18 protein-coding genes are annotated in these 18,876 nt (G+C 62.8%); 6 read left to right on the top strand and 12 right to left on the bottom strand.

Annotated features, from left to right (window positions below):
- Positions 1 to 161: 161 nt before the first annotated feature.
- Both IFT57_RS03305 and IFT57_RS03300 read left to right on the top strand, forming a co-directional pair.
- Positions 162 to 1,268, top strand: coding sequence for a diguanylate cyclase domain-containing protein (locus IFT57_RS03305; RefSeq protein WP_192150480.1), 1,107 nt, complete (start codon positions 162 to 164; stop codon positions 1,266 to 1,268).
- Complete coding sequence (locus IFT57_RS03300) at positions 1,261 to 2,190, top strand: iron-sulfur-binding ferredoxin reductase (RefSeq protein ID WP_192150479.1); 930 nt, start codon at positions 1,261 to 1,263, stop codon at positions 2,188 to 2,190. Before IFT57_RS03305 ends, IFT57_RS03300 begins: the two co-directional genes overlap by 8 nt.
- Before the next feature lie 165 nt (positions 2,191 to 2,355).
- Here the strand turns inward: IFT57_RS03300 and pyk are convergent, their stop codons facing one another.
- Positions 2,356 to 3,810: a pyruvate kinase gene (gene pyk / locus IFT57_RS03295; protein WP_192150477.1), complete on the bottom strand. Its 1,455-nt coding sequence runs from the start codon at positions 3,808 to 3,810 to the stop codon at positions 2,356 to 2,358.
- 190 nt (positions 3,811 to 4,000) lie between these two features.
- On the opposite strand from pyk, the gene IFT57_RS03290 reads away from it, so the two are divergent.
- Positions 4,001 to 4,375 (top strand): tetratricopeptide repeat protein, encoded by a 375-nt coding sequence (locus IFT57_RS03290; protein ID WP_056843377.1) that lies wholly within the window; start codon positions 4,001 to 4,003, stop codon positions 4,373 to 4,375.
- A gap of 122 nt (positions 4,376 to 4,497) precedes the next feature.
- On the top strand, positions 4,498 to 4,860 hold the full coding sequence (locus tag IFT57_RS03285) for a PilZ domain-containing protein (protein WP_122797469.1): 363 nt from the start codon (positions 4,498 to 4,500) through the stop codon (positions 4,858 to 4,860).
- Positions 4,861 to 4,874: 14 nt separating this feature from the next.
- Here IFT57_RS03285 and IFT57_RS03280 read toward each other — a convergent pair whose 3' ends face one another.
- The 3 genes from IFT57_RS03280 to IFT57_RS03270 are packed head-to-tail and all read right to left on the bottom strand — an operon-like array spanning position 4,875 to position 8,004.
- Positions 4,875 to 6,764, bottom strand: coding sequence for a DUF4350 domain-containing protein (locus IFT57_RS03280; protein ID WP_192150475.1), 1,890 nt, complete (start codon positions 6,762 to 6,764; stop codon positions 4,875 to 4,877).
- Positions 6,761 to 7,468, bottom strand: coding sequence for a 4'-phosphopantetheinyl transferase family protein (locus IFT57_RS03275; RefSeq protein ID WP_192150473.1), 708 nt, complete (start codon positions 7,466 to 7,468; stop codon positions 6,761 to 6,763). Before IFT57_RS03275 ends, IFT57_RS03280 begins: the two co-directional genes overlap by 4 nt.
- A 41-nt stretch (positions 7,469 to 7,509) precedes the next feature.
- The gene (locus IFT57_RS03270; RefSeq protein WP_122713313.1) at positions 7,510 to 8,004 is read right to left on the bottom strand and encodes a SprT family zinc-dependent metalloprotease; all 495 of its coding nucleotides are present in this window, start codon (positions 8,002 to 8,004) and stop codon (positions 7,510 to 7,512) included.
- 164 nt (positions 8,005 to 8,168) lie between these two features.
- On the opposite strand from IFT57_RS03270, the gene ttcA reads away from it, so the two are divergent.
- On the top strand, positions 8,169 to 8,993 hold the full coding sequence (ttcA, locus tag IFT57_RS03265; protein WP_122713312.1) for a tRNA 2-thiocytidine(32) synthetase TtcA: 825 nt from the start codon (positions 8,169 to 8,171) through the stop codon (positions 8,991 to 8,993).
- Between the two features lie 128 nt (positions 8,994 to 9,121).
- Here the strand turns inward: ttcA and IFT57_RS03260 are convergent, their stop codons facing one another.
- From IFT57_RS03260 to minC, 6 genes are all read right to left on the bottom strand, one after another.
- A complete protein-coding gene (locus IFT57_RS03260; RefSeq protein WP_122797231.1) occupies positions 9,122 to 11,260 on the bottom strand; it encodes a mechanosensitive ion channel family protein in 2,139 nt (712 codons plus the stop codon).
- Between the two features lie 102 nt (positions 11,261 to 11,362).
- The gene (locus IFT57_RS03255; RefSeq protein WP_192150471.1) at positions 11,363 to 12,652 is read right to left on the bottom strand and encodes a M18 family aminopeptidase; all 1,290 of its coding nucleotides are present in this window, start codon (positions 12,650 to 12,652) and stop codon (positions 11,363 to 11,365) included.
- 123 nt (positions 12,653 to 12,775) lie between these two features.
- Complete coding sequence (locus IFT57_RS03250; protein WP_122797233.1) at positions 12,776 to 13,411, bottom strand: RluA family pseudouridine synthase; 636 nt, start codon at positions 13,409 to 13,411, stop codon at positions 12,776 to 12,778.
- 90 nt (positions 13,412 to 13,501) lie between these two features.
- Positions 13,502 to 13,756, bottom strand: a complete 255-nt coding sequence (gene minE, locus IFT57_RS03245) for a cell division topological specificity factor MinE (RefSeq protein WP_122479337.1) — start codon at positions 13,754 to 13,756, stop codon at positions 13,502 to 13,504.
- The gene (gene minD / locus IFT57_RS03240; RefSeq protein ID WP_122479336.1) at positions 13,756 to 14,568 is read right to left on the bottom strand and encodes a septum site-determining protein MinD; all 813 of its coding nucleotides are present in this window, start codon (positions 14,566 to 14,568) and stop codon (positions 13,756 to 13,758) included. Before minD ends, minE begins: the two co-directional genes overlap by 1 nt.
- A gap of 152 nt (positions 14,569 to 14,720) precedes the next feature.
- Positions 14,721 to 15,458 (bottom strand): septum site-determining protein MinC, encoded by a 738-nt coding sequence (gene minC / locus IFT57_RS03235; protein WP_122479335.1) that lies wholly within the window; start codon positions 15,456 to 15,458, stop codon positions 14,721 to 14,723.
- A 139-nt stretch (positions 15,459 to 15,597) separates the two neighbouring features.
- Here minC and IFT57_RS03230 point away from each other — a divergent pair, with 139 nt between their 5' ends.
- Positions 15,598 to 16,527: a lipid A biosynthesis lauroyl acyltransferase gene (locus tag IFT57_RS03230; RefSeq protein WP_122479334.1), complete on the top strand. Its 930-nt coding sequence runs from the start codon at positions 15,598 to 15,600 to the stop codon at positions 16,525 to 16,527.
- Between the two features lie 107 nt (positions 16,528 to 16,634).
- Here the strand turns inward: IFT57_RS03230 and IFT57_RS03225 are convergent, their stop codons facing one another.
- Positions 16,635 to 17,414, bottom strand: a complete 780-nt coding sequence (locus tag IFT57_RS03225) for an MlaA family lipoprotein (RefSeq protein WP_122713308.1) — start codon at positions 17,412 to 17,414, stop codon at positions 16,635 to 16,637.
- A complete protein-coding gene (locus IFT57_RS03220; RefSeq protein ID WP_192150469.1) occupies positions 17,407 to 18,705 on the bottom strand; it encodes a serine/threonine protein kinase in 1,299 nt (432 codons plus the stop codon). Before IFT57_RS03220 ends, IFT57_RS03225 begins: the two co-directional genes overlap by 8 nt.
- Positions 18,706 to 18,876: the final 171 nt, after the last annotated feature.

Genomic DNA, 18,876 nt, shown 5'->3' with positions numbered 1-18,876 from the left:
TCCAGGCGGATACGCCGTTGGTCCGGTAGCCAGTAGACTTCGTCGAGCAATCCAAAATTGAATAGTTATTTCACCCCTTGGCCATTACTATGGCATCACGCCTTTGCACTATTACGGTGCAATCAGGGGAGGGATTCCCATTCAGCACAGCGAGCCTGCGAGTGACCGAGTCCACCCTGCAACATCTACTGATCAAGCGTTTCTCACTGGCCGCCGGCACTTACGCTTTGGTAGTGGCGCTGGTGTGGGTGGCGGTCCTGACGCAGTATTGCCGTGTGTCCCTGGTGACGGCGGTAAGCACTACCTGCCTGGTTGCGATCAGCCAGGGCGCGCTGTACTGGGTTTTCCGCAGCGGTGCCAATCAACGCTTTAGCGATCCCAGCCTTACCGAGTTTCAGGTGCTGCTTGCCGTGGCCTGGCACACTTGGTTGATCGGCAACCTTGAAGTGGCGCGCGGCACTTTCATGGTGGTGTATGTGTTGATCCTGCTGTTCGGTGTTTTCCACCTGCCGCGTCTAGCTTTCGTGCGCTGTGCGCTGGTGGTGTTCGTCGCTTTCGGCGGGGTCAACCTGTGGGAAGCCTACCGCATGGCCTTGCCGGACCCGGGCCTGGCCACCCTGCAAATCTGCGCCATGCTGGTAGTGCTGCTGTGGTTGTGCATGTATGCAAGCTATGTACAGACCTCGCGCCAACGCATGCGCCAACGCCGTTATGCCTTGCAGGCCCACCAGGACACCCTGCGGGGCATGATGCGCCAGCTCGAAGACCTGGTCGCCACCGATGAGCTGACAGGCTTGTTCAACCGTCGACACTTCCTGCGCCTGGCCTCGCGCGAACTGGCCACACTCAAGCCCGGTGTCGAGCATGGCCTGGCGCTGATCGACCTCGATCATTTCAAGCGCATAAACGATATTTACGGCCACGCGGCCGGTGACCAGGTGCTGCAGGCGTTTGCGGCCTTGACCCAAAACTGCCTGCGCGACGGCGACGTACTGGCGCGGTACGGCGGTGAAGAATTCGTGCTGCTCATGCCCGAAGTCGACGCAGACCAGCTGGTGCGTTGTTGCGAGCGGCTGCGCAGCGCCTTTGCCGACGCCGATCCGCAAGGGCTGGGCGCAGCCAATCTGAGCCTGTCGGTGGGCATGACGATGCTGGTGCCGGGCGACGACTTGGACGACGCGTTGCAGCGTGCCGACCAGGCGCTTTATCGCGCCAAGGGCGAAGGCCGCAATCGCTGCGCGGCGGCGTGGGACATGGCCGATGCCTGAGCTGGACGTCGGTGGCAAGCGCTGGACGGTGGCGGCAGGCAGCAATCTGCTCGACGCACTCAACCAGGCCGGCCTGCAGGTGCCCTTCAGTTGTCGCGCCGGCAGTTGCCACGCTTGCCTGGTGCGCTGCGTTGGCGGCGAACCACAGGACCGCAAGCCCGATGCCTTGAATTCCACCAAGCGTGAGCAGGGCTGGCGCCTGGCCTGTCAGTGTCACGTTGTCGAGGATTTGCAGGTGGCGGTGTTCGATCCACAGGGCGACGGTGTGACGGCGCAAGTGATCGGCTGTGACTGGCCTTCGACGAACGTGCTGCGCCTGCGGCTACGGGCGGAACGGCCGCTGCGCTATCACGCTGGCCAGCATATGGTGCTGTGGACGACCGCACCCGACGGTGGGCAAATCGCGCGGCCCTATTCCATTGCGAGCATCGCCCAGGCCGATGACTTTCTGGAGTTTCATCTGGACTGTCGACGCGCCGGTGCCTTCATCGACCAGGCTCGTCGTTTCAAGGTTGGCGATGCCCTGCAGCTGGGCGAGGTGCGCGGTGGAGCCTTGCACTACGACCCTGAATGGCAGGCTCGGCCATTGTGGTTGTTCGCCGCCGGTACGGGTCTGGCACCCTTGTGGGCGGTACTGCGCGAGGCGTTGCGGCAAGATCATCACGGCCCCATCCGGTTGTTGCACATGGCCAACGAGCATTACCTGGATGAACCTCTGCGCGCACTTGCCCAGCTTCATCCCAATCTTGCGGTAGAGCAGTTTCCGGCAGGCGAGCCACCGCCGTTGCGCCTGCTGTCGCGCCAGACCATCGCCCTGGTGTGTGGCTCGCCGATCAGCGTGGAAGAGTTTTCCCGACGGCTGTTCCTGGCGGGTTTGCCCAGAAGTCAGCTTTACAGCGATGTTTTCGTCGGCCGCGGCTGAGGCGATGACCGTCCCCTGTAGGAGCGGTCATCGGCCGCGAAAAGAGCCCCAGGCTATACCTGACCTACCGCAGCGCACCCTTCGCGGCCACAGACCGCTCCTACAGAAATGCAAAAGGCCCCGAGGTGTTCACCCCGGGGCCTTTGGTCTTTCAACGATCAATCATCAATCGACCAACTGATCACCCACGTGCAGGATCTTCATCCCGTTCGTGCCACCCGTTTGCGCGTAGCTATCACCCTTGGTCAGGATGACCCAGTCGCCCTGTTGCACGATGCCCATCTCGAGCAGCTTGTCGATGGCAGCCTTGCTCACTTCGCTCGGCGGCAGAACGGCCGGATCGAAGTCCACCGGGTAGACCCCGCGGAACATCGCGGCACGGGCTTGGGTAGCCCGCTGTGGCGAGAAGGCGAAGATCGGCACCGAAGAACGCAGGCGCGACATGATCAGCGAGGTGTAGCCGGTTTCCGTGAGCGCGATGATTGCCTTCACGCCCGGGAAATGGTTCGCGGTGTACATGGCGGCCAGCGCGATGCTTTCGTCGCACCGCTGGAACTGCGTGTACAGACGATGGCTGGACTTCTTGCTGGTCGGATGCTTTTCCGCGCCGACGATGATCCGCGCCATGGCCTGCACGGCTTCGATCGGGTAGGAGCCGGCAGCACTTTCGGCAGACAGCATCACGGCGTCGGTGTAGTCGAGCACGGCGTTGGCCACGTCGGACACTTCGGCGCGAGTCGGCATCGGGTTCTGGATCATCGACTCCATCATCTGGGTCGCCACGATCACCGCCTTGTTGTTGCGGCGAGCGTGCTGGATGATCTTTTTCTGAATGCCGATCAGCTCGGCGTCGCCGATCTCCACACCCAGGTCACCGCGCGCCACCATGACAGCGTCGCTGGCGCGGATCAGACCGTCGAGGGTCTCGTCGTCGGCGACTGCTTCGGCGCGTTCGATCTTGGCCACCAGCCAGGCGGTGCCGCCCGACTCGTCGCGCAACTGGCGCGCGTATTCCATGTCCGACGCATCACGCGGGAAAGACACGGCCAGATAGTCCAGGTCCATCTCGGCGGCAAGCTTGATGTCCGCCTTGTCTTTCTCGGTCAGGGCCGGCGCGGTCAGGCCACCACCGCGGCGGTTGATGCCCTTGTGGTCGGACAGCGGACCGCCGATCAGTACCGAGCAGTGCAGCGAGTCGGCGGTGGCGGTTTCCACGCGCATGACCACGCGGCCATCGTCGAGCAACAGTTCGTCGCCCACGCCGCAATCCTTGACCAGGTCCGGGTAGTCGATACCCACGACCTCCTGGTTGCCGTCGGTGAGCGGGTGACTGGTAGAGAAGGTGAAGCGGTCGCCGACCTTCAGTTCGATGCGTTTGTTGGCGAACTTGGCGATGCGGATCTTCGGACCTTGCAGGTCGCCGAGCAGGGCGACGTGACGCCCCAGACGCGCAGCGATCTCGCGGATCAGACGGGCGCGAGCCTTGTGCTCATCCGGTGTACCGTGGGAAAAGTTCAGGCGAGCGACATCCAGACCGGCCTTGATCAGTTGTTCGATCACTTCCGGCGAGTTGGAGGCGGGGCCCAGGGTGGCAACGATTTTGGTACGGCGAACGGTCATGCACTGACTCCTTTATTGAAGCGCTGCCAAAGGCTACTCCTCAATTGCGCTGTAGTCATCGTTCCTCTGCACAACATGAAGAGGAATTGGCCGGGAGGATTCGCGTACACCGGCATCCAACCCTTGGGTATTGAAGATTCCCGGCAACGGGTCGATAAACCCTGATACCCCCCTGCGGCAGGAGAATCCCATGCGCGCGCTTGTATTGATTGCCCTGGCCATCGCCGTGTCAGGCTGCACCCGCTGGTCGATGGACCAGCACTTGAACAGCGCCTACCGCGCCTACGACGACGGCAACTGCGAGAAGGTCGTGCTGGAACTGTCCCAGGTCGACCGCAAGAGCCGGTCGCGACCCTATGTGCAACCGGAAGTCTCGATGCTGCGCGGCCAGTGCCTGGAGCGCCAGAAGCTATACGTCGACGCCGCCCAGACCTACCAGTACATCATCAACCGCTATCCTTCCAGCGAGTATGCCTACCGCGCCCAGGCGCGTCTGCAGACACTCGATCAACTGGGCCACGTGCGTCCGGGTGTGCCCGCGCAGCCACGGCCGGCGGCATTCTGAGGTAAATTTCCTGTACCCTGAAACGGCCTTGCAGAAGGCCTGGGCTACGCTGGACGAGTAGACCTACGAAACGACAGAGGATGAGCACGACACATATGCCGGATATCTACAGCAGGCCCATCATGTACACCGAGCGTCGGATCGAGCGGCATCAACTGCCGTACTACCTCAAGGTCTACAACCGTCACACCGGTCGTGCCATGGGCTACATGGGCAACGTTTCGGATGTAGGGCTGATGTTGATCAGCGAGCTGCCGCTGCTGGTCGGGCCGGTGTTCGAGCTGCAGGTGAAAATCCCGTCGGTCGAAGGCGAGCCCAAGCTCATAGACCTTTCCGCTCATTGCCTGTGGTGTCATGAAGACGCCACGCCGGGGCACTACGATTCAGGCTTCGAACTGCAGGGCCAGGCGCCCACCGAGTTTCTCAAGCTGGTCGACGCCCTGCGCCACTATTTCACCTTCCATCCCCATGGCACGTCGGCCTGAGGGGCTTTCGCGGTTCAGGTGCGCGGCTGACTCAGGCTTCGATAACGCATCAGCAACTCCGCCGCGATCTCCCCAGGCCATGCGTCCACGACATTGACGCTGCCTGCGGCCAGCCGATCGTGCAGGCGCTGACGCAACAGCAGGTGTTGCATCGCGCCACAGTAGAGCAGAGCGTCGCGGTGGGTGCGGACCGGCTGTTGACGCAGCCGCTCGAGCCCCTCATCGCGCAGGCTGGCCAGCAACACCGGGTGGTGCGATGTGACCCTGCTCAGTGCATGGGGCAGCGTCGACTCGATGCCGGCATGAAAGCCGGTCACCATCACCGCCAGCGCGCAGTCGTACCCCTCGCCGTGCAAGACATCCATGATCGCGGCAGGATCGCCGGTTACCGAGCAGGGCTCGAGTTGCGCGAGCGCTTCACCCATGCGCTGCAACTGCTCGGCGCCGGATCGAGGCATCAGGTACACGGGCGGTTCGCTGGAAGATACGTACAGGCCGACGGCGAATCCGTCAGCCAGTACCGCCTCGCCCAGTTGCAGGCACGCGTGCATGGCATGCTTCAGGTCGCTGGAATGCGCCCCTCGGTGACCGGACCAGGCGCCGCACTCGAGGAGGATCATCACCGCTCGGCCGGCCGGCCCCCCTGACGGCTCGACCGCCCCCACTGCAGCACCGATCGAATGGCCGGTACGTGCTGCGGCTGAAATCGGGCCCAGGCTGTCACGCAGGCTCTGCAGTTGCGCCACGGTACCGGTGAACACTCGAGCGGGCATCCGCCGACCGCGCACGGGCATCAGCGCGGCACCAATGCTGCGGGTCGATTGCTGCGAAAGTTGAGCCAGCACCTGCCATTGCTCGGCTACCGCGAGCGTCTCGAAGCCCGGATGATGCAGGCAGGCACGCTGCAACAGGTCGCGCTGCAGGGCGCCCAGTACTTCCCCCGGCCCCAACTCGCGCAGGGACCGACGTCCCTGCTCACGAACGACCCGCAGCTGACCCCGGTCCAGCAGGGTCGGCGCACGATGTGGACGCTGTCGCGTCCTGATCCACCACAGGCCCGGCACGGCTGCCAGCAGCAGCGCGGCAAATACCCACGGCGCGTATCGCCGGCGCGGCTCAGGCACCGGCTCGAACAGCCAGGTCACCTCGCTGCCCTGATTCAGGTACCACAGCAACCAGGCGTTGTCGTAGCGTTGGATCTGCTCGTCGGTCCACAACCGCGCGTCGCTGACCAGCGTGATGAGGCCCTCGCCGTAGGTCATCTGCATCAAATGCGTGGCGCCGTTGCTGTTGGCCCAGGACTGAACCTTGCCGGTCGGGTCATCGAGATGGCGTTGCGTGTCGAAACCCATGTAGGCCGGCGCCGATTCGTCTTCCAGATAAAGCTTGGTCAGCGAGGGGTAGTCGTCGCCCGCGGCCGGCGGCAATTGCGGCAACTGCGAGCTCGACTGCACGCGAATCTGCAGACGGTCGAGCAGCGCATCCCCGCTGCTGGCATTGGCCTCGTTCCACAAGGCGTCGGCGACCGCCAGCACGCGGCCGCCACGCTGCACCCAGCCCAGCAGTCGGTCGACTTGCTGGGCCGACATCGGCGTCTTCCGGTCCAGCAGCATCAAGCTGTGGCCGCGTGCAGGCAGCGTATCCAGTTCGTCCCAAGAGGTTGTCGTATGGCTGGCCAGCCCTTGTCCCTGCAGGAAGTCCTGGGCGCGTTGATAGGGCGTAGTCACCGACGGATGCGAGGCGAGAATTCGGGCGATGGAGTGCCGGGAGTCCTGGCTGTTCAGCGTCTGATCCAGCAGGCGCGGGCTGTCGAGATCAACGGCGGCGGTCAGACTGACCCACAGCCCCAGCGCGATGAGCAAGGCCGCAGGACGCCGAGCGCGCAGCCATCGGGGTGGCCTCAACGGACCGCCACCAGGCTCAACAGATGTCCATCGAGCCAGGCGAACTGCCCGTCGATTTCGAATCCACTGCCGAACTGCGGCGACAGGTCGATCAGCAGGCGCAAGCGTGCCTGTCCCTGGGCAGACCAATGCAGCACTTCGGCATGTTCGAAATAGAAGCGCTTGCCTACCAGCGGATACAGCGCCTTGAACAAGCTTTCCTTGAGCGAGAACGTCAGGGTCACCACTGTGTCCACCTGGTTGGGGTCCATCCGGGCCTGTTCGGCCGGGGTCAGTATTTCCGCGCGCAGCCGTTCGGCGCGTGCCGGTGGCAGCAGACTCTCGATATCCAGGCCCAGGCCCTGGCAGTGATCGCGGCTGGCGACCACGGCCACGGCGCGACCGCTGCCATGGGTAATCGATCCTACGGTCTGTGCTGGCCAGATTGGCGCGCGGTCGGCACCGATCACCGGTACCTGCGCTTCGCCGGTGAGGGCCAGCAGTGCGCCGCGTGCACAGACACGTCCAGCCAGATACTCGGCCTGCCGCTTGGCCACCGAACGCTGGATCGACGCAGGCGGCACGATGCCGCACCGCGCGAAATCCTCGGTGGTGAACGCACTGTGATCGAAACGGTTGCTGAACAACTGTGCGCCGGGCACGCACTCAGGCAATGGCCAGTGCTGGCGCAGATCGCTCAGGCAAGCGGGGAGGGCTGTATTCATGTGCGCATTCTGCCCAGCCTCGTCGTGCAAGGGAATGACGATCATTGCACGCGCGTTTCACCGCTGAACACCAGGGTCTGGCGGCATCGCCGGCACAGGTAGCGGCGGCCTCTGCTGACCATGCCGTGGCGCTGGGCCGAAAAGGCGAAGTCGCTGTCGGGGCAGGGGCATTTGTAGAGGTAACGGATGACCTGGCGACGTTTCACCGCATAGCTGTGGCAACGGTGCGGTGTCAGCTCGTAGACACCGCGCATGATCAGTTGCCATTCCTCGCCATGGGGCGCGATACGGTCGCCGAACAACTGATGGGCGACCAGGTGTGCGACCTCGTGGGGCACGGTCTGGTGGAGGAAGTCCTCGCTGTTCTCGCGGTAGAGCTGTGGGTTGAAGCGCAGCAGGTTTTCATGCAGGTGCGCGACGCCGGCTTTCTGCCCGCGCAGCTTGGTGCTGACCACCGGGCGCCGAAAAGGCCGTTTGAAAAACAGTTCCGCCTGGCGGAAACAGGCTTCGACGCGTTGATTGAGTTGCTCGGGCATTCTTTGACACACTCCAGGTGCACCGATTATGCCGCAACGTTCAGGCATTGCCGAGCCACCCGTCGGTGCCACGCGCAGGGATCGCCTGCAGCGGCGGTACACCCAACGCACCAAAGCGCGTAAAATGCCCGGCTTTTGTCACACACCTCGCGGATCCTGTTGCCATGGGCACTCTTTCGGTCAACCAGAACAAACTGCAGAAACGCCTTCGCCGGCTGGCGGGTGAAGCCGTCGCCGACTACAACATGATCGAAGACGGCGACAAGGTCATGGTCTGTCTTTCGGGAGGCAAGGACAGCTACACGATGCTCGACGTGCTCCTGCACCTGCAGAAGGTGGCGCCCATCGCGTTCAGCATCGTGGCCGTGAACATGGACCAGAAGCAGCCCGGTTTCCCTGAGCACGTATTGCCTGCCTACCTGGAACAACTGGGCGTGGAGTACCACATCGTCGAGAAGGACACCTATTCGGTGGTCAAGGAGCTGATCCCGGAAGGCAAGACCACCTGCTCGCTTTGCTCGCGCCTGCGTCGCGGTACCCTGTACAACTTCGCCGACCAGATCGGCGCGACCAAGATGGCTTTGGGGCACCACCGCGACGATATCGTCGAGACGTTCTTCCTCAACATGTTCTTCAACGGCTCGCTCAAGGCCATGCCGCCCAAACTGCTTGCCGACGATGGGCGCAACGTGGTGATTCGGCCGCTGGCTTACTGCCACGAGAAGGACATCCAGGCCTACTCCAACTTCAAGCAGTTCCCGATCATTCCCTGCAATCTGTGTGGTTCCCAGGAAAACCTGCAGCGCCAGGTGGTCAAGGACATGCTGGTGGATTGGGAGCGCAAGACGCCTGGCCGGACCGACAGCATCTTCCGCAGCCTGCAGAACGTGATGCCATCGCAGCTGGCCGATCGCAACCTGTTCGACTTCCACAACCTGCGAATCGACGACAGCGCGCCGGTGCGGATCGCCAATGTGGTGAACCTATGACACCGCGGCGCCCCTTTCGCGGCCGATGACCGCTCCTACGGGAGATCTGGATCGCCGTAGGAGCGGTCAGTGGCCGCGAAAGCCTAGACCCCCTGTAGGAGCGGTCATCGGCCGCGAAGGGCGCCCCGCTATTTCTCGCCAGCCGCCCCCGGCGTGATCACCTGCACACTCAATCTCGGCGTCGCCAGGTCCAGCCCGGCCTCGTCCATCTGCCGCTTGAGTGCCAGGTTGAAGGCCCGCGACACCTCCCACTGCTTGATCGGCCCGGTCTTGAATCGCGCCCGCAGGATCGCCGTGCCCGACTCGAAGCTTTCCACGCCCTGAAACTCCAGCGGCGACCAGATATCGCGCCGATGCAACGGGTCGCTGCGCATCTTCTGGCCCACTTCGCGCATCATCTTGATGGCGTCGTCGATGCCCATGCTGTACGGCACCGCCACGCGAAAGATGGCATAGCCGAATTCCCGCGAGTAGTTCTTGATGCTCTTGATTTCACTGAACGGAATGGTGTGCACGATGCCGTCGATGTCGCGCAGGCGCACGGTACGGATGGTCAGGCCCTCGACGGTGCCCAAGTGCCCGCCGACATCCACATAATCGTCGATGGCCAATGAGTCCTCGATGATGATGAACAGCCCGGTGATCAGATCCGCCACCAGCGACTGCGCACCGAAACCGATCGCCAGGCCGATCACGCCCGCACCGGCCAGCAGCGGCGTCACGTTCATGCCCATGTTGGCCAGGGCAATGATCGCGGCAATGATGAAAATGGTCACGAACAGCACATTGCGGATCAACGGCATCATGGTCTGCGCGCGCGCATTGGCCATGCCCTTGCGCGAGCGCGTGAGGGCATGGTGGATACCGGTGTCTGCCAGAATCCACACCAGCCAGGCGAAGATCAGGGTGCCCACCAGGCTGGCCAGGCGCACCGAGATCTCGTGGCCATCGCCTTCGGTGAAGCCGATCAGCGACATGCCCCATACGCGCAGGCCCAGATCGATGAAAACCACCCAGATCAGCAGGTGCATCAAGGTGTAGGCAAAGTGACTCAAGCGCTCTGAATACAAGGCATGACGCCGTGGGCCCTTGGGCGGGCGCAGGGCGTGACGACGGATCAGGCCATTGATGACCATGCACAGGATCAACAGCACCGCGCACATCAACGACTGGCGCAGAGCCGTGCTGGTGTCGCCAGCCGAGAAGAACGTGGCGAACAGCGAGATGCCCACCAACACCAGCGCCGGCAGGTACCAGAAGCTGCCGAGGATCTCGATGGTGTCGCTCAAGGCTCGCCGGGTCAGGCGTCGCGACAGCGGCTGGTTGCGGATCAGGTGGGCAATGGGTCGGCGAAAGCGCAGGATGAACAGCCCGGTCGACAGTGCCGCCAGCACATTGGCCAGGGTCGCCGCGCTGTGTGCCAGGTGCTGGCCAAGCGCGGCGACCATTCGTGGATCGCTCAGCGCCTCGCCGAAGGCGGCGAAACTGCCGATCAGCCACAGCGGCCGAAACGCACGGTGACGCAGGATGTTCAGCGCGCGGTGTCGATGCGGCCCGTCGAGCAGGGAAAACGCGATCACGCAAATCGCGGAAAACAGTGTGCCGACCACCAGCGCGTAGGCCATCACCATCGCCAGGCTCTTGCCCAATGAAGAGGGCAGGGCGTAGCCCACATACACGGTGATGACCAGCGCCACCAGCCAGGGACCGAGCTTGCGCAAGGCAAAGCGCAGCAGGTCGAGGGTACGCGGATGCTGCGGCAACTCTTCCGACAGACCGAAGCGAACACGCACGCGATGGCCAATCCAGATCAGGCTGTAGGCAAGCAGGCTCCACACCAGAATGATCAGCAGAAACGCGCCGATGATCGGCGGCCATTCGGCCATCGGCAGGGCCAGCGCCTGCAGTTCCTCATGGGCCAGGGCGACTTCCGCGCCCCAACGCTGGAACGGGCTGTTATCGCCGGAAAACTGCTGGTCGACGTGCGCCAAGGCACTGCCGATCATGCCCAGCACGCCCTGCTCGGCGGCGGGTTGGGCTTGCCGGGTACTGTCCCGCAGCTTTTTCAGGTCGCTCAAGAGTTTGGTGCGTTGCTGGTCGTTTTCCAGGGTCTGGATCACCTGATCCAGGGACTGACCCAAGGGTTGGGCTGGTTGCTCGGCGGGTTTCTCCGAACTCCCCCCCAGCAACCCAGGCAAAGCAACGGCTTGGGCGGTGATCGGCAGTAGCAACAGGACTGCAAGCGCCAAGCGCAGGAAAAGGGCCATCAGTGGAATCACCTGTAGATCGGTGTTTGGGTGGTCCGCCCTGGGCCCGCCGAGGGCCGGCCACGAAGAATGGAACCGTGAGCGTCCCCCGCGTGCGTGCAGCTAGGGCAGCTCGTTGCTGGCGTAGAACGCCCCGAGCACCTTGACCAGATGCGCCAGGTCATGGCTGCCGGCAAGCTCGCGAATCGAATGCATGGCAAACGTCGGCAGGCCGATGTCGACGGTCCTGACCCCCAGGTGGCTGGCGGTGATCGGACCGATGGTCGAGCCGCAACCCATGTCGCTGCGTACCACGAAGCTCTGCACCGGCACTTCCACCGCCATGCACAGGTGGCGGAAAAACCCCGCCGTCTCGCTGTTGGTGGCGTAGCGCTGGTTGCTGTTGACCTTGATCACCGGCCCGGCATTGAGCTTGGGCCCGTGGTTGGCGTCGTGCTTGTCGGCATAGTTGGGGTGTACACCATGGGCATTGTCGGCCGACACCAGCAGCGAGCGCTGGATGCTGCGCACATACTCGTCGCCCTCGGGCAACAGCCGCTGCAGGACTTGTTCGAGCATTGGCCCGTCGGCGCCGCAGGCAGAGCTGGAGCCAATTTCTTCGTGGTCGGTGCACACCAGCACGCAGCTTTCATCGCCCTGGACATCGAGCAGGGCCTGCAGGCCTGCATAACAGGACAGTAGATTGTCGAGCCGCGCGCCGGCGATGAAATCGCCGTGCAGGCCGATCACCGCGGCGCTTTGCGTGTCGTAGAAACTGAGTTCGTAATCGAGCACCACGTCGGCGTTCAGCCCGTGTTCGCGTGCCAATTGCTCGGTCAGCAGCGCGCGGAAATCGACCCGCTCGTCGCCGGCCACCTGGGCCAGCACCGGCGGCAGTTCGTTCTGTGCGTTGATTGCCCAGCCTAGGTTGGCCTCGCGATTGAGATGAATGGCCAGATTGGGCACCACGGCAATCGGCAGGCGGAAGTCGATCAGCTGGCTCTCGACCCTGCCGTCACGGCGAAAGGTGACCCGGCCGGCCAGCGACAGATCGCGGTCGAACCAGGGCGCCAGCAGCGCACCGCCATAGACTTCGACGCCCAACTGGAAGAAGCCCTGGCGCTGCAATTCAGGTTGCGGCTTCACGCGCAGGCAGGGACTGTCGGTGTGAGCGCCCACCAGGCGCAGCCCGTTGATCAGCGGTGAATGCTTGCCGAGCTTGACGGCGATGATCGAAGAGTCATTGCGCGTCACGTAGTAGCGCCCACCGGGCACCGTGTTCCAGCTTTCGCGCTCGTCCAGCCGCTGGTAACCGGCTGCCTCGAGGCGGCGAGCCAGCGTCGCAGTGGCGTGGAATGGGGTAGGGGAGGCCTTGAGAAAATCGATCAGGCCTTGGTTCAAAGCTTCACGCATAGAAAACTCCAGACAGCAATGCCAGCGAGTTTACCCGATTGCCCACCCATATGGCTGCTGCTCCCACACAGGACCTGGCATACCGGTAGGAGCAGTCATCGGCCGCAAACGCCTCGCCGCTGTTCAGAAGGGTGCGGCGCACTCGAATTTCATTCGCTCACCCGTCACTGGATGAGTAAACGCCAGCATGCTGGCATGCAGGCAGAGCCGCTCGTGTGCCTGCAGCGCCTCGGGGTGGGCATACAGCCGGTCACCCAGCAGCGGATGACCGATCGACAACAGGTGCACGCGCAATTGGTGCGAGCGCCCGGTGATCGGCGTCAGCTCCACGCGACACCAGTCCCCGCAGCGCTCCAGCACCTTCCAGAACGTCAGCGCATGCTTGCCGTGCTCGTGATCCACCACATGCCGTGGCTTGGTGGGCGGATCGTAGCGCAGCGGCAGATCGACACTGCCACTGTCCAGCGCAGGCTGGCCCCAGGCCAGGGCGGTATAGGCCTTTTCCGTCTCGCGATCGTGGAACTGACGGGACAGCTCGCGATGGCTGTCGGCATCGCGTGCCAGAAGGATGATGCCGCTGGTTTCCCAGTCCAGGCGATGCACGATGCGCGCCTCGGGAAAGCCGTTTTCCTGCAGGCGGGTGATCAGGCAGTCCTTGTTGTCGTCGGCGCGCCCGGGCACCGACAGCAACAGGGTCGGCTTGTCGATGACCAGCACGGCGGCGTCCTGGTGGATGATGCGAATGTTCGACAACGGCATGAAAGGTCTATCTCTCAGAAACGCCAACGGCGGCGCGTCGACCCTTTTCAGCAAAGGGCCGGCGAGCCGCCGTGGAGCCGAGCGCGAGGCTCAGCGGTCAGGCAGGGTAATGTTCAATTCCAGAATCGAGCAGCTACCCTGATTCTCGAGTGCAACCTGTACCTGGTCGCTCTCGATATTCACATACTTGCGAATCACTTCCACCAGCTCTTTCTGCAGAGCCGGCAGGTAGTCAGGGGTAGTGCGTTGGCCGCGTTCATGCGCCACGATGATCTGTAGACGCTCTTTCGCGACCGACGCGGTGTTGCCTTTCTTGCGGTCACGAAAGAAGTCGAAAATATTCATTAGCGACCTCCAAACAGGCGCTCGACCCAGTTCTTCTTCTTGAAATCAAGGAAGCGGTGGGGCTTTTCCTTGCCCAGCAAACGGTCGACGGCATCGCTGTACGCCTGGCCGGCGTCGCTCTGGTCGTCGAAAATCACCGGCGTACCCGAGTTGGACGCCTTGAGCACCGCTTCGGATTCCGGAATCACGCCCAGCAAGCGGATCGCCAGGATTTCCTCGACGTCTTCCACGCCCAGCATCTCGCCACGGCTGACGCGCTCGGGGCTGTAGCGGGTGATCAGCAGGTGTTCCTTGATCGGATCCTCGCCGTTCTCGGCGCGTCGCGACTTGCTCGCCAACAGGCCAAGCATGCGGTCCGAGTCGCGTACCGAGGACACTTCCGGGTTGGTCACCACGATCGCCTCATCGGCGAAATACATCGCCAGGTGAGCACCTTTCTCGATGCCTGCCGGGGAGTCGCACAGAATGTAGTCGTGGGTCTTGGACAGCTCGGTGATGATCTTCTCGACGCCTTCCTTGGTCAGGGCGTCCTTGTCGCGCGTCTGGCTGGCAGCCAGGATGAAGAGGTTCTCGACGCGCTTGTCCTTGATCAGGGCCTGCTGCAGGGTCGCTTCACCGTTCACCACGTTGACGAAGTCGTACACCACGCGGCGTTCGCAGCCCATGATGAGGTCAAGGTTACGCAGGCCGACGTCGAAGTCGATGATGACGGTTTTGTGGCCGCGCAGTGCGAGGCCGGTGCCGATGGCGGCGCTGGTGGTGGTCTTGCCCACACCACCCTTGCCGGATGTAACCACTAGAATCTTGGCCAAGGTGTATCACCCCTACTTAAAAAGGGACTGTTAATCCCCGAAAAAACATGACTTCAAAACATCGGCGGACTACATGAGCCTGCGGTACCTGAAGCGTACCGCTCGACAACCGCGCTATTTGAAAGTTGCGCTGAAAATGGCGGCAGTATCCGTTAAAGACGGGTGATGTTCAACACATCCCCCGATAAGCTCACCTGAACGGGCGCACCCCACAACGGGTCGCGACGCAGGTCTTCGGAGACCTTGTACTGCCCGGCGATGGAAAGCAGTTCGGCGCCCAGCTGCTGACAGAAGATCCGCGCCTTGCGGTCGCCCTTGATGCCCGCCAGGGCGCGGCCACGCATCGGGCCGTAGACATGGATGTTGCCATCGGCCAGCAGTTCGGCACCCGAGCTCACCGAGCTGATCACCACCAGGTCACAGCCCTGAGCGTAGATCTGCTGGCCGCCACGGATCGGCGTGGTGATCACGCGAGTCGGCTGGATCAAGGGCTCTGGAGGCTTTTCCGGAGGCTTCTCGGGCTTGCGCTCTTCGACTTCCAGCGGTCGTTCGCGGGCACCTGAGGGTGGCAGTACCGGCAAGTCGATGGCGATTGCCGCCGCGATGTCTTCGATGCGGCTGGCACGCAGCGCCAGGGTCCGCAGGCCATGATGACGGCAGATGCGCATCAGGCCCGGCAGGTCGATGCTGCCCTGATTGGCGGGCAGTTTGTCCAGCGCCAGCACCAGCGGCGTGTTGCTGAAGAAGTTCGGGGCCTGTGCGACCTTGGCCGCCAACTGGCGGTCGAGGCCGGCAAGATCGTTCTTCGCCAACTCGAGCACGGTGATGGCGAGCATGCTGCCCTTGAGTTGGAACACAGGTTCCTGGTCTAGCTGATCGGTCTGGCTCATGGTCGGCAAAACGCGCCTTGTAACTAAAAAAAGTGCCGAGACTTATAGCGAGAACCACCTTCCCCTGCAAGCCGCGACGCAGCGACGTGTGGTCAACCCATGTAGAATGCCCCGCCTTGTTGCCTGTTCGGAATCGTCAATGGACCGCCCGCGTTTTCGCCGATCTTTTCTTCATCCGCGCTTCTGGCCCCTGTGGCTGGGGCTCGGCGCGTTGTGGCTGGTCGTGCAATTGCCGTATCGCGCCTTGCTCCGGCTGGGTCGCTGGCTGGGGATGGGCATGTACCGCGTGGCCAGCGAACGTCGACGTGTGGCGGCGCGCAACCTTGAGTTGTGCTTCCCGCAGATGCCGCCCGTCGAAAGAAAACGCCTGCTCAAGGAAAACTTCGCGTCCACCGGCATTGCATTCTTCGAGATGGCCATGAGCTGGTGGTGGCCACAGGCGCGTCTGGCCAGGCTGGCGCACATCGAGGGGCTCGAACACCTGCAGGCGGCGCAACGCGAGGGCGAGGGCGCGATTCTGATGGCGCTGCATTTCACCACCCTGGAGATCGGTGCGGCGTTGTTGGGCCAACGTCACACCATCGACGGCATGTACCGCGAGCATCGCAATGCGCTGTTCGATTTCGTCCAGCGCCAGGGCCGCGAACGGCACAATCCCGATTCGCTGGCAGTCGAACGCGAGGACGTGCGCGGGATGATCAAACTGCTGCGCAAGGGCCGCGCGATCTGGTATGCACCCGATCAGGACTACGGCGCCAAGCAGAGCATCTTCGTGCCGTTGTTCGGCATCGAGGCGGCCACGGTGACGGCCACCACGCATTTTGCCCGGCTGGGCAAGGCACGGGTCATCCCGTTCACGCAACGGCGGCTTGAAGATGGTTCTGGCTATCGGCTGGTCTTGCATCCACCGCTGCAGGGGTTCCCCGGCGAGAGCGAAGCGGCCGATGCCTTGCGCATCAACCAGTGGGTGGAGCAGGCCGTGACCGAATGCCCCGAGCAGTACCTGTGGGCCCATCGGCGCTTCAAGTCACGGCCGGTCGGCGCACCGAAGCTGTACGAGAAGCGCTGAGCGGGGTGGGGTAGACCAATCTGCATCGATCCCGCTCTCCCAATCGCCTGCTGCGCAGCTCTTGTGGGAGCGGGTTCTAGCCGCGAAGGGGCGCGTGCGCGATGCGTTTACTCGGCGATCTGCAGCTTGCGCGACTCGGTGTACACGTAACGCACCTTCTCGTACTCGAACGGCGAGTTCAGCTGACCGTAGCGGAAGCTGTTGCTGTAGCGCCGATCCACGGCACGCAATGCCCACAACTCTGGATGATTGCTGCTGACCTCGGACACATTGAGGAAGTTGATCTGGTTCTCGACGGCAAAATCGAACACCAGGCCGGTGGTGTCGCGCAGGTTGGACGGCCCCAGGATCGGCAAGATCAGATAGGCACCGTTCGGCACCCCGTAGAAGCCCAGGGTCTGACCGAAGTCTTCGGCCTGCTTCTGCAGGCCGAACCAGGTGGCTGGATCCCACAGGCCCGCCACACCCAGCGTCGTGTTCACCAGCAACCGTCCGGACGTATCCAGAGCACGCTTGCCCTTGAACTGCAGCAGGCTGTTGACCAGGCTCGGCACTTCGCCCAGGTTGCTGAAGAAGTTGCTCACCCCGGTGCGCAGGAACGACGGCGTGATGTACGTATAACCGTTGACGACCGGCAGGAATACCCACTCGTCGAAGCGATAGTTGAAGTGATACAGGCGACGGTTCAGGTTTTCCAGCGGGTCGTAGACGTTCAACGCCGTGAGCGTGGAGCGCTCGAACTCGCGCTGGTCCAGGCCCGGGTTGAACTTGAGTACCTGCAACGGTTGCTTGAAGCCGTCGCTGTCGACCTTCTGTACGGTGCTGTCGTCGGCCTGGGCAACGCCTGCGCACAGCAGCGTTGCCATCAACAGGAATGTTCTAGCCACGGAAGAACTCCAGCATAGCGTCGCTGTTGACGCGGTAATTGAGGTTGCCGCAATGGCCGCCATAAGGGTAAACGGTCAGGCGATCGCCAAAGGTCTTGCGCAGGAAGCCCAGATCGCCAAGGCCCAGGATCACATCGTCGGCGTTGTGCATCACGCTGATCTTGGTGCTGTTCTGCAGATAGTCCTTGATGCCATACAGGCTCACCTGATCCACCAACTGCAGCAGGCTGCCACCGTCGGTGCGGGCGCGCCACATCGGAATCACCTGTTCGGTCAGGTAGCAGTCGAAGTCACACTGCAGCGCCCGGCGCAGGAACGGCGTGAGGCTGGTGCCTTCGCTGATCGGATACTTGGGTGGCGTGATCAGCCCGCGGCGGTTGATCAGGTCGGAGGTGAAGGCGATGTCGGCAGCCGAGAATCGGAACGAGGTGCCGATCAGCATGGCCATCTGCTCGTTGGAAAGGTGCTGCTTGGACTGCTGGAAATCGTAGAGCAGCGCGTCGTTGAGGTCGATATAGCCCTTCTGCTGGAAGTAGCGCGTCAGCTTGTTGAGGACCAGCTCGTAAAACGTCGTGCTGTTGTTGATGCCCTTGACCTGGGTCTGCACCAACTTGTCGAGGTTGGTGATCGAGGTGTACAGATTGACCGGCGGGTTGAGCAGCAGCACTTTCTTGAAGTTGAAACTGCGGCGGGTTTCATCCAATTGGCTGACGAACGCGGCGTCCAGCGCACCGAGGCTGTAGCCGGTCAGGTAGAAATCGGTGATCGGCAACTTCGGATGCTGGGCGCGCACGCCCTGCATGACCCGGTACAGGTCCTCGGCATCTTCGCGGGTCACGCCCGGAGTGGCGAAGCGCGACGCGGCGCTGATGAAGTCGAAGCTGGTAGGTGAGGACAGCTGCACCACGTGGTACCCGGCCTGGTAGTACAGCTTTTTCAGGTATTCGTTGAGCGAACTGCTGTAGGGCGCACCGGTGCCGGCAATCAGGAAGATCAGTGGCGCGGCATGGTCCTGCTGGGCCAGGCGATAACGCAGCTTCTTCACGGCCCAGAAATTGTCCGGCAGGATGAACTCCCGCTCAGGGCGCACGTTGAGGCTGTAGTCGGCCTGATCGATGTCTTCGTCCAGGGGCAGCTTGGGCCGCAGCTCCGGCGGTGTCGAAGCGATCGTGGCCTCGAACGGGTTGGTGAGCGGATAGCCATAGGTGGCGGGGTCGATATCCTTCGCCAACGCGGACGCACTCATGATGAGGCCGCCAAGCAGGGCAGCGAAGCGCAATGATCGGAGCATGACGGAGTCCCTAGAGGAGAATGCTGTGTTGACGTTCGAGGCTAGGACAAGCGCACTGGTGGCAAGTTGCCAAGCCGCTGGGTTTTTAACACAACAACTCGTCCTGACCGGCGGCAAGATACACTGAATTCACCCCTCGATGCGCGTGCTCCGACCTGCTGCACGCCACAG

The organism is Pseudomonas sp. CFBP 13719 (assembly GCF_014842095.1).
In the GTDB taxonomy this organism is placed as follows: domain Bacteria; phylum Pseudomonadota; class Gammaproteobacteria; order Pseudomonadales; family Pseudomonadaceae; genus Aquipseudomonas.
The sequence above is the reverse complement of the archived record's forward strand: the minus strand, read 5'-3'. Positions and strand labels throughout refer to the sequence as shown.

Excerpts from the sequence above, each read along its gene's own strand:
- IFT57_RS03285 (WP_122797469.1), top strand. The coding sequence starts at position 4,498 with ATGTACACCGAGCGTCGGATCGAGCGGCATCAACTGCCGTACTACCTC.
- minC (WP_122479335.1), bottom strand. The coding sequence starts at position 15,458 with ATGAGCCAGACCGATCAGCTAGACCAGGAACCTGTGTTCCAACTCAAG.
- IFT57_RS03290 (WP_056843377.1), top strand. The coding sequence starts at position 4,001 with ATGCGCGCGCTTGTATTGATTGCCCTGGCCATCGCCGTGTCAGGCTGC.
- IFT57_RS03255 (WP_192150471.1), bottom strand. The coding sequence starts at position 12,652 with ATGCGTGAAGCTTTGAACCAAGGCCTGATCGATTTTCTCAAGGCCTCC.
- pyk (WP_192150477.1), bottom strand. The coding sequence starts at position 3,810 with ATGACCGTTCGCCGTACCAAAATCGTTGCCACCCTGGGCCCCGCCTCC.
- IFT57_RS03260 (WP_122797231.1), bottom strand. The coding sequence starts at position 11,260 with ATGGCCCTTTTCCTGCGCTTGGCGCTTGCAGTCCTGTTGCTACTGCCG.
- ttcA (WP_122713312.1), top strand. The coding sequence starts at position 8,169 with ATGGGCACTCTTTCGGTCAACCAGAACAAACTGCAGAAACGCCTTCGC.
- IFT57_RS03275 (WP_192150473.1), bottom strand. The coding sequence starts at position 7,468 with ATGAATACAGCCCTCCCCGCTTGCCTGAGCGATCTGCGCCAGCACTGG.
- IFT57_RS03270 (WP_122713313.1), bottom strand. The coding sequence starts at position 8,004 with ATGCCCGAGCAACTCAATCAACGCGTCGAAGCCTGTTTCCGCCAGGCG.
- IFT57_RS03230 (WP_122479334.1), top strand. The coding sequence starts at position 15,598 with ATGGACCGCCCGCGTTTTCGCCGATCTTTTCTTCATCCGCGCTTCTGG.
- minE (WP_122479337.1), bottom strand. The coding sequence starts at position 13,756 with ATGAATATTTTCGACTTCTTTCGTGACCGCAAGAAAGGCAACACCGCG.
- IFT57_RS03300 (WP_192150479.1), top strand. The coding sequence starts at position 1,261 with ATGCCTGAGCTGGACGTCGGTGGCAAGCGCTGGACGGTGGCGGCAGGC.
- IFT57_RS03250 (WP_122797233.1), bottom strand. The coding sequence starts at position 13,411 with ATGCCGTTGTCGAACATTCGCATCATCCACCAGGACGCCGCCGTGCTG.
- IFT57_RS03220 (WP_192150469.1), bottom strand. The coding sequence starts at position 18,705 with ATGCTCCGATCATTGCGCTTCGCTGCCCTGCTTGGCGGCCTCATCATG.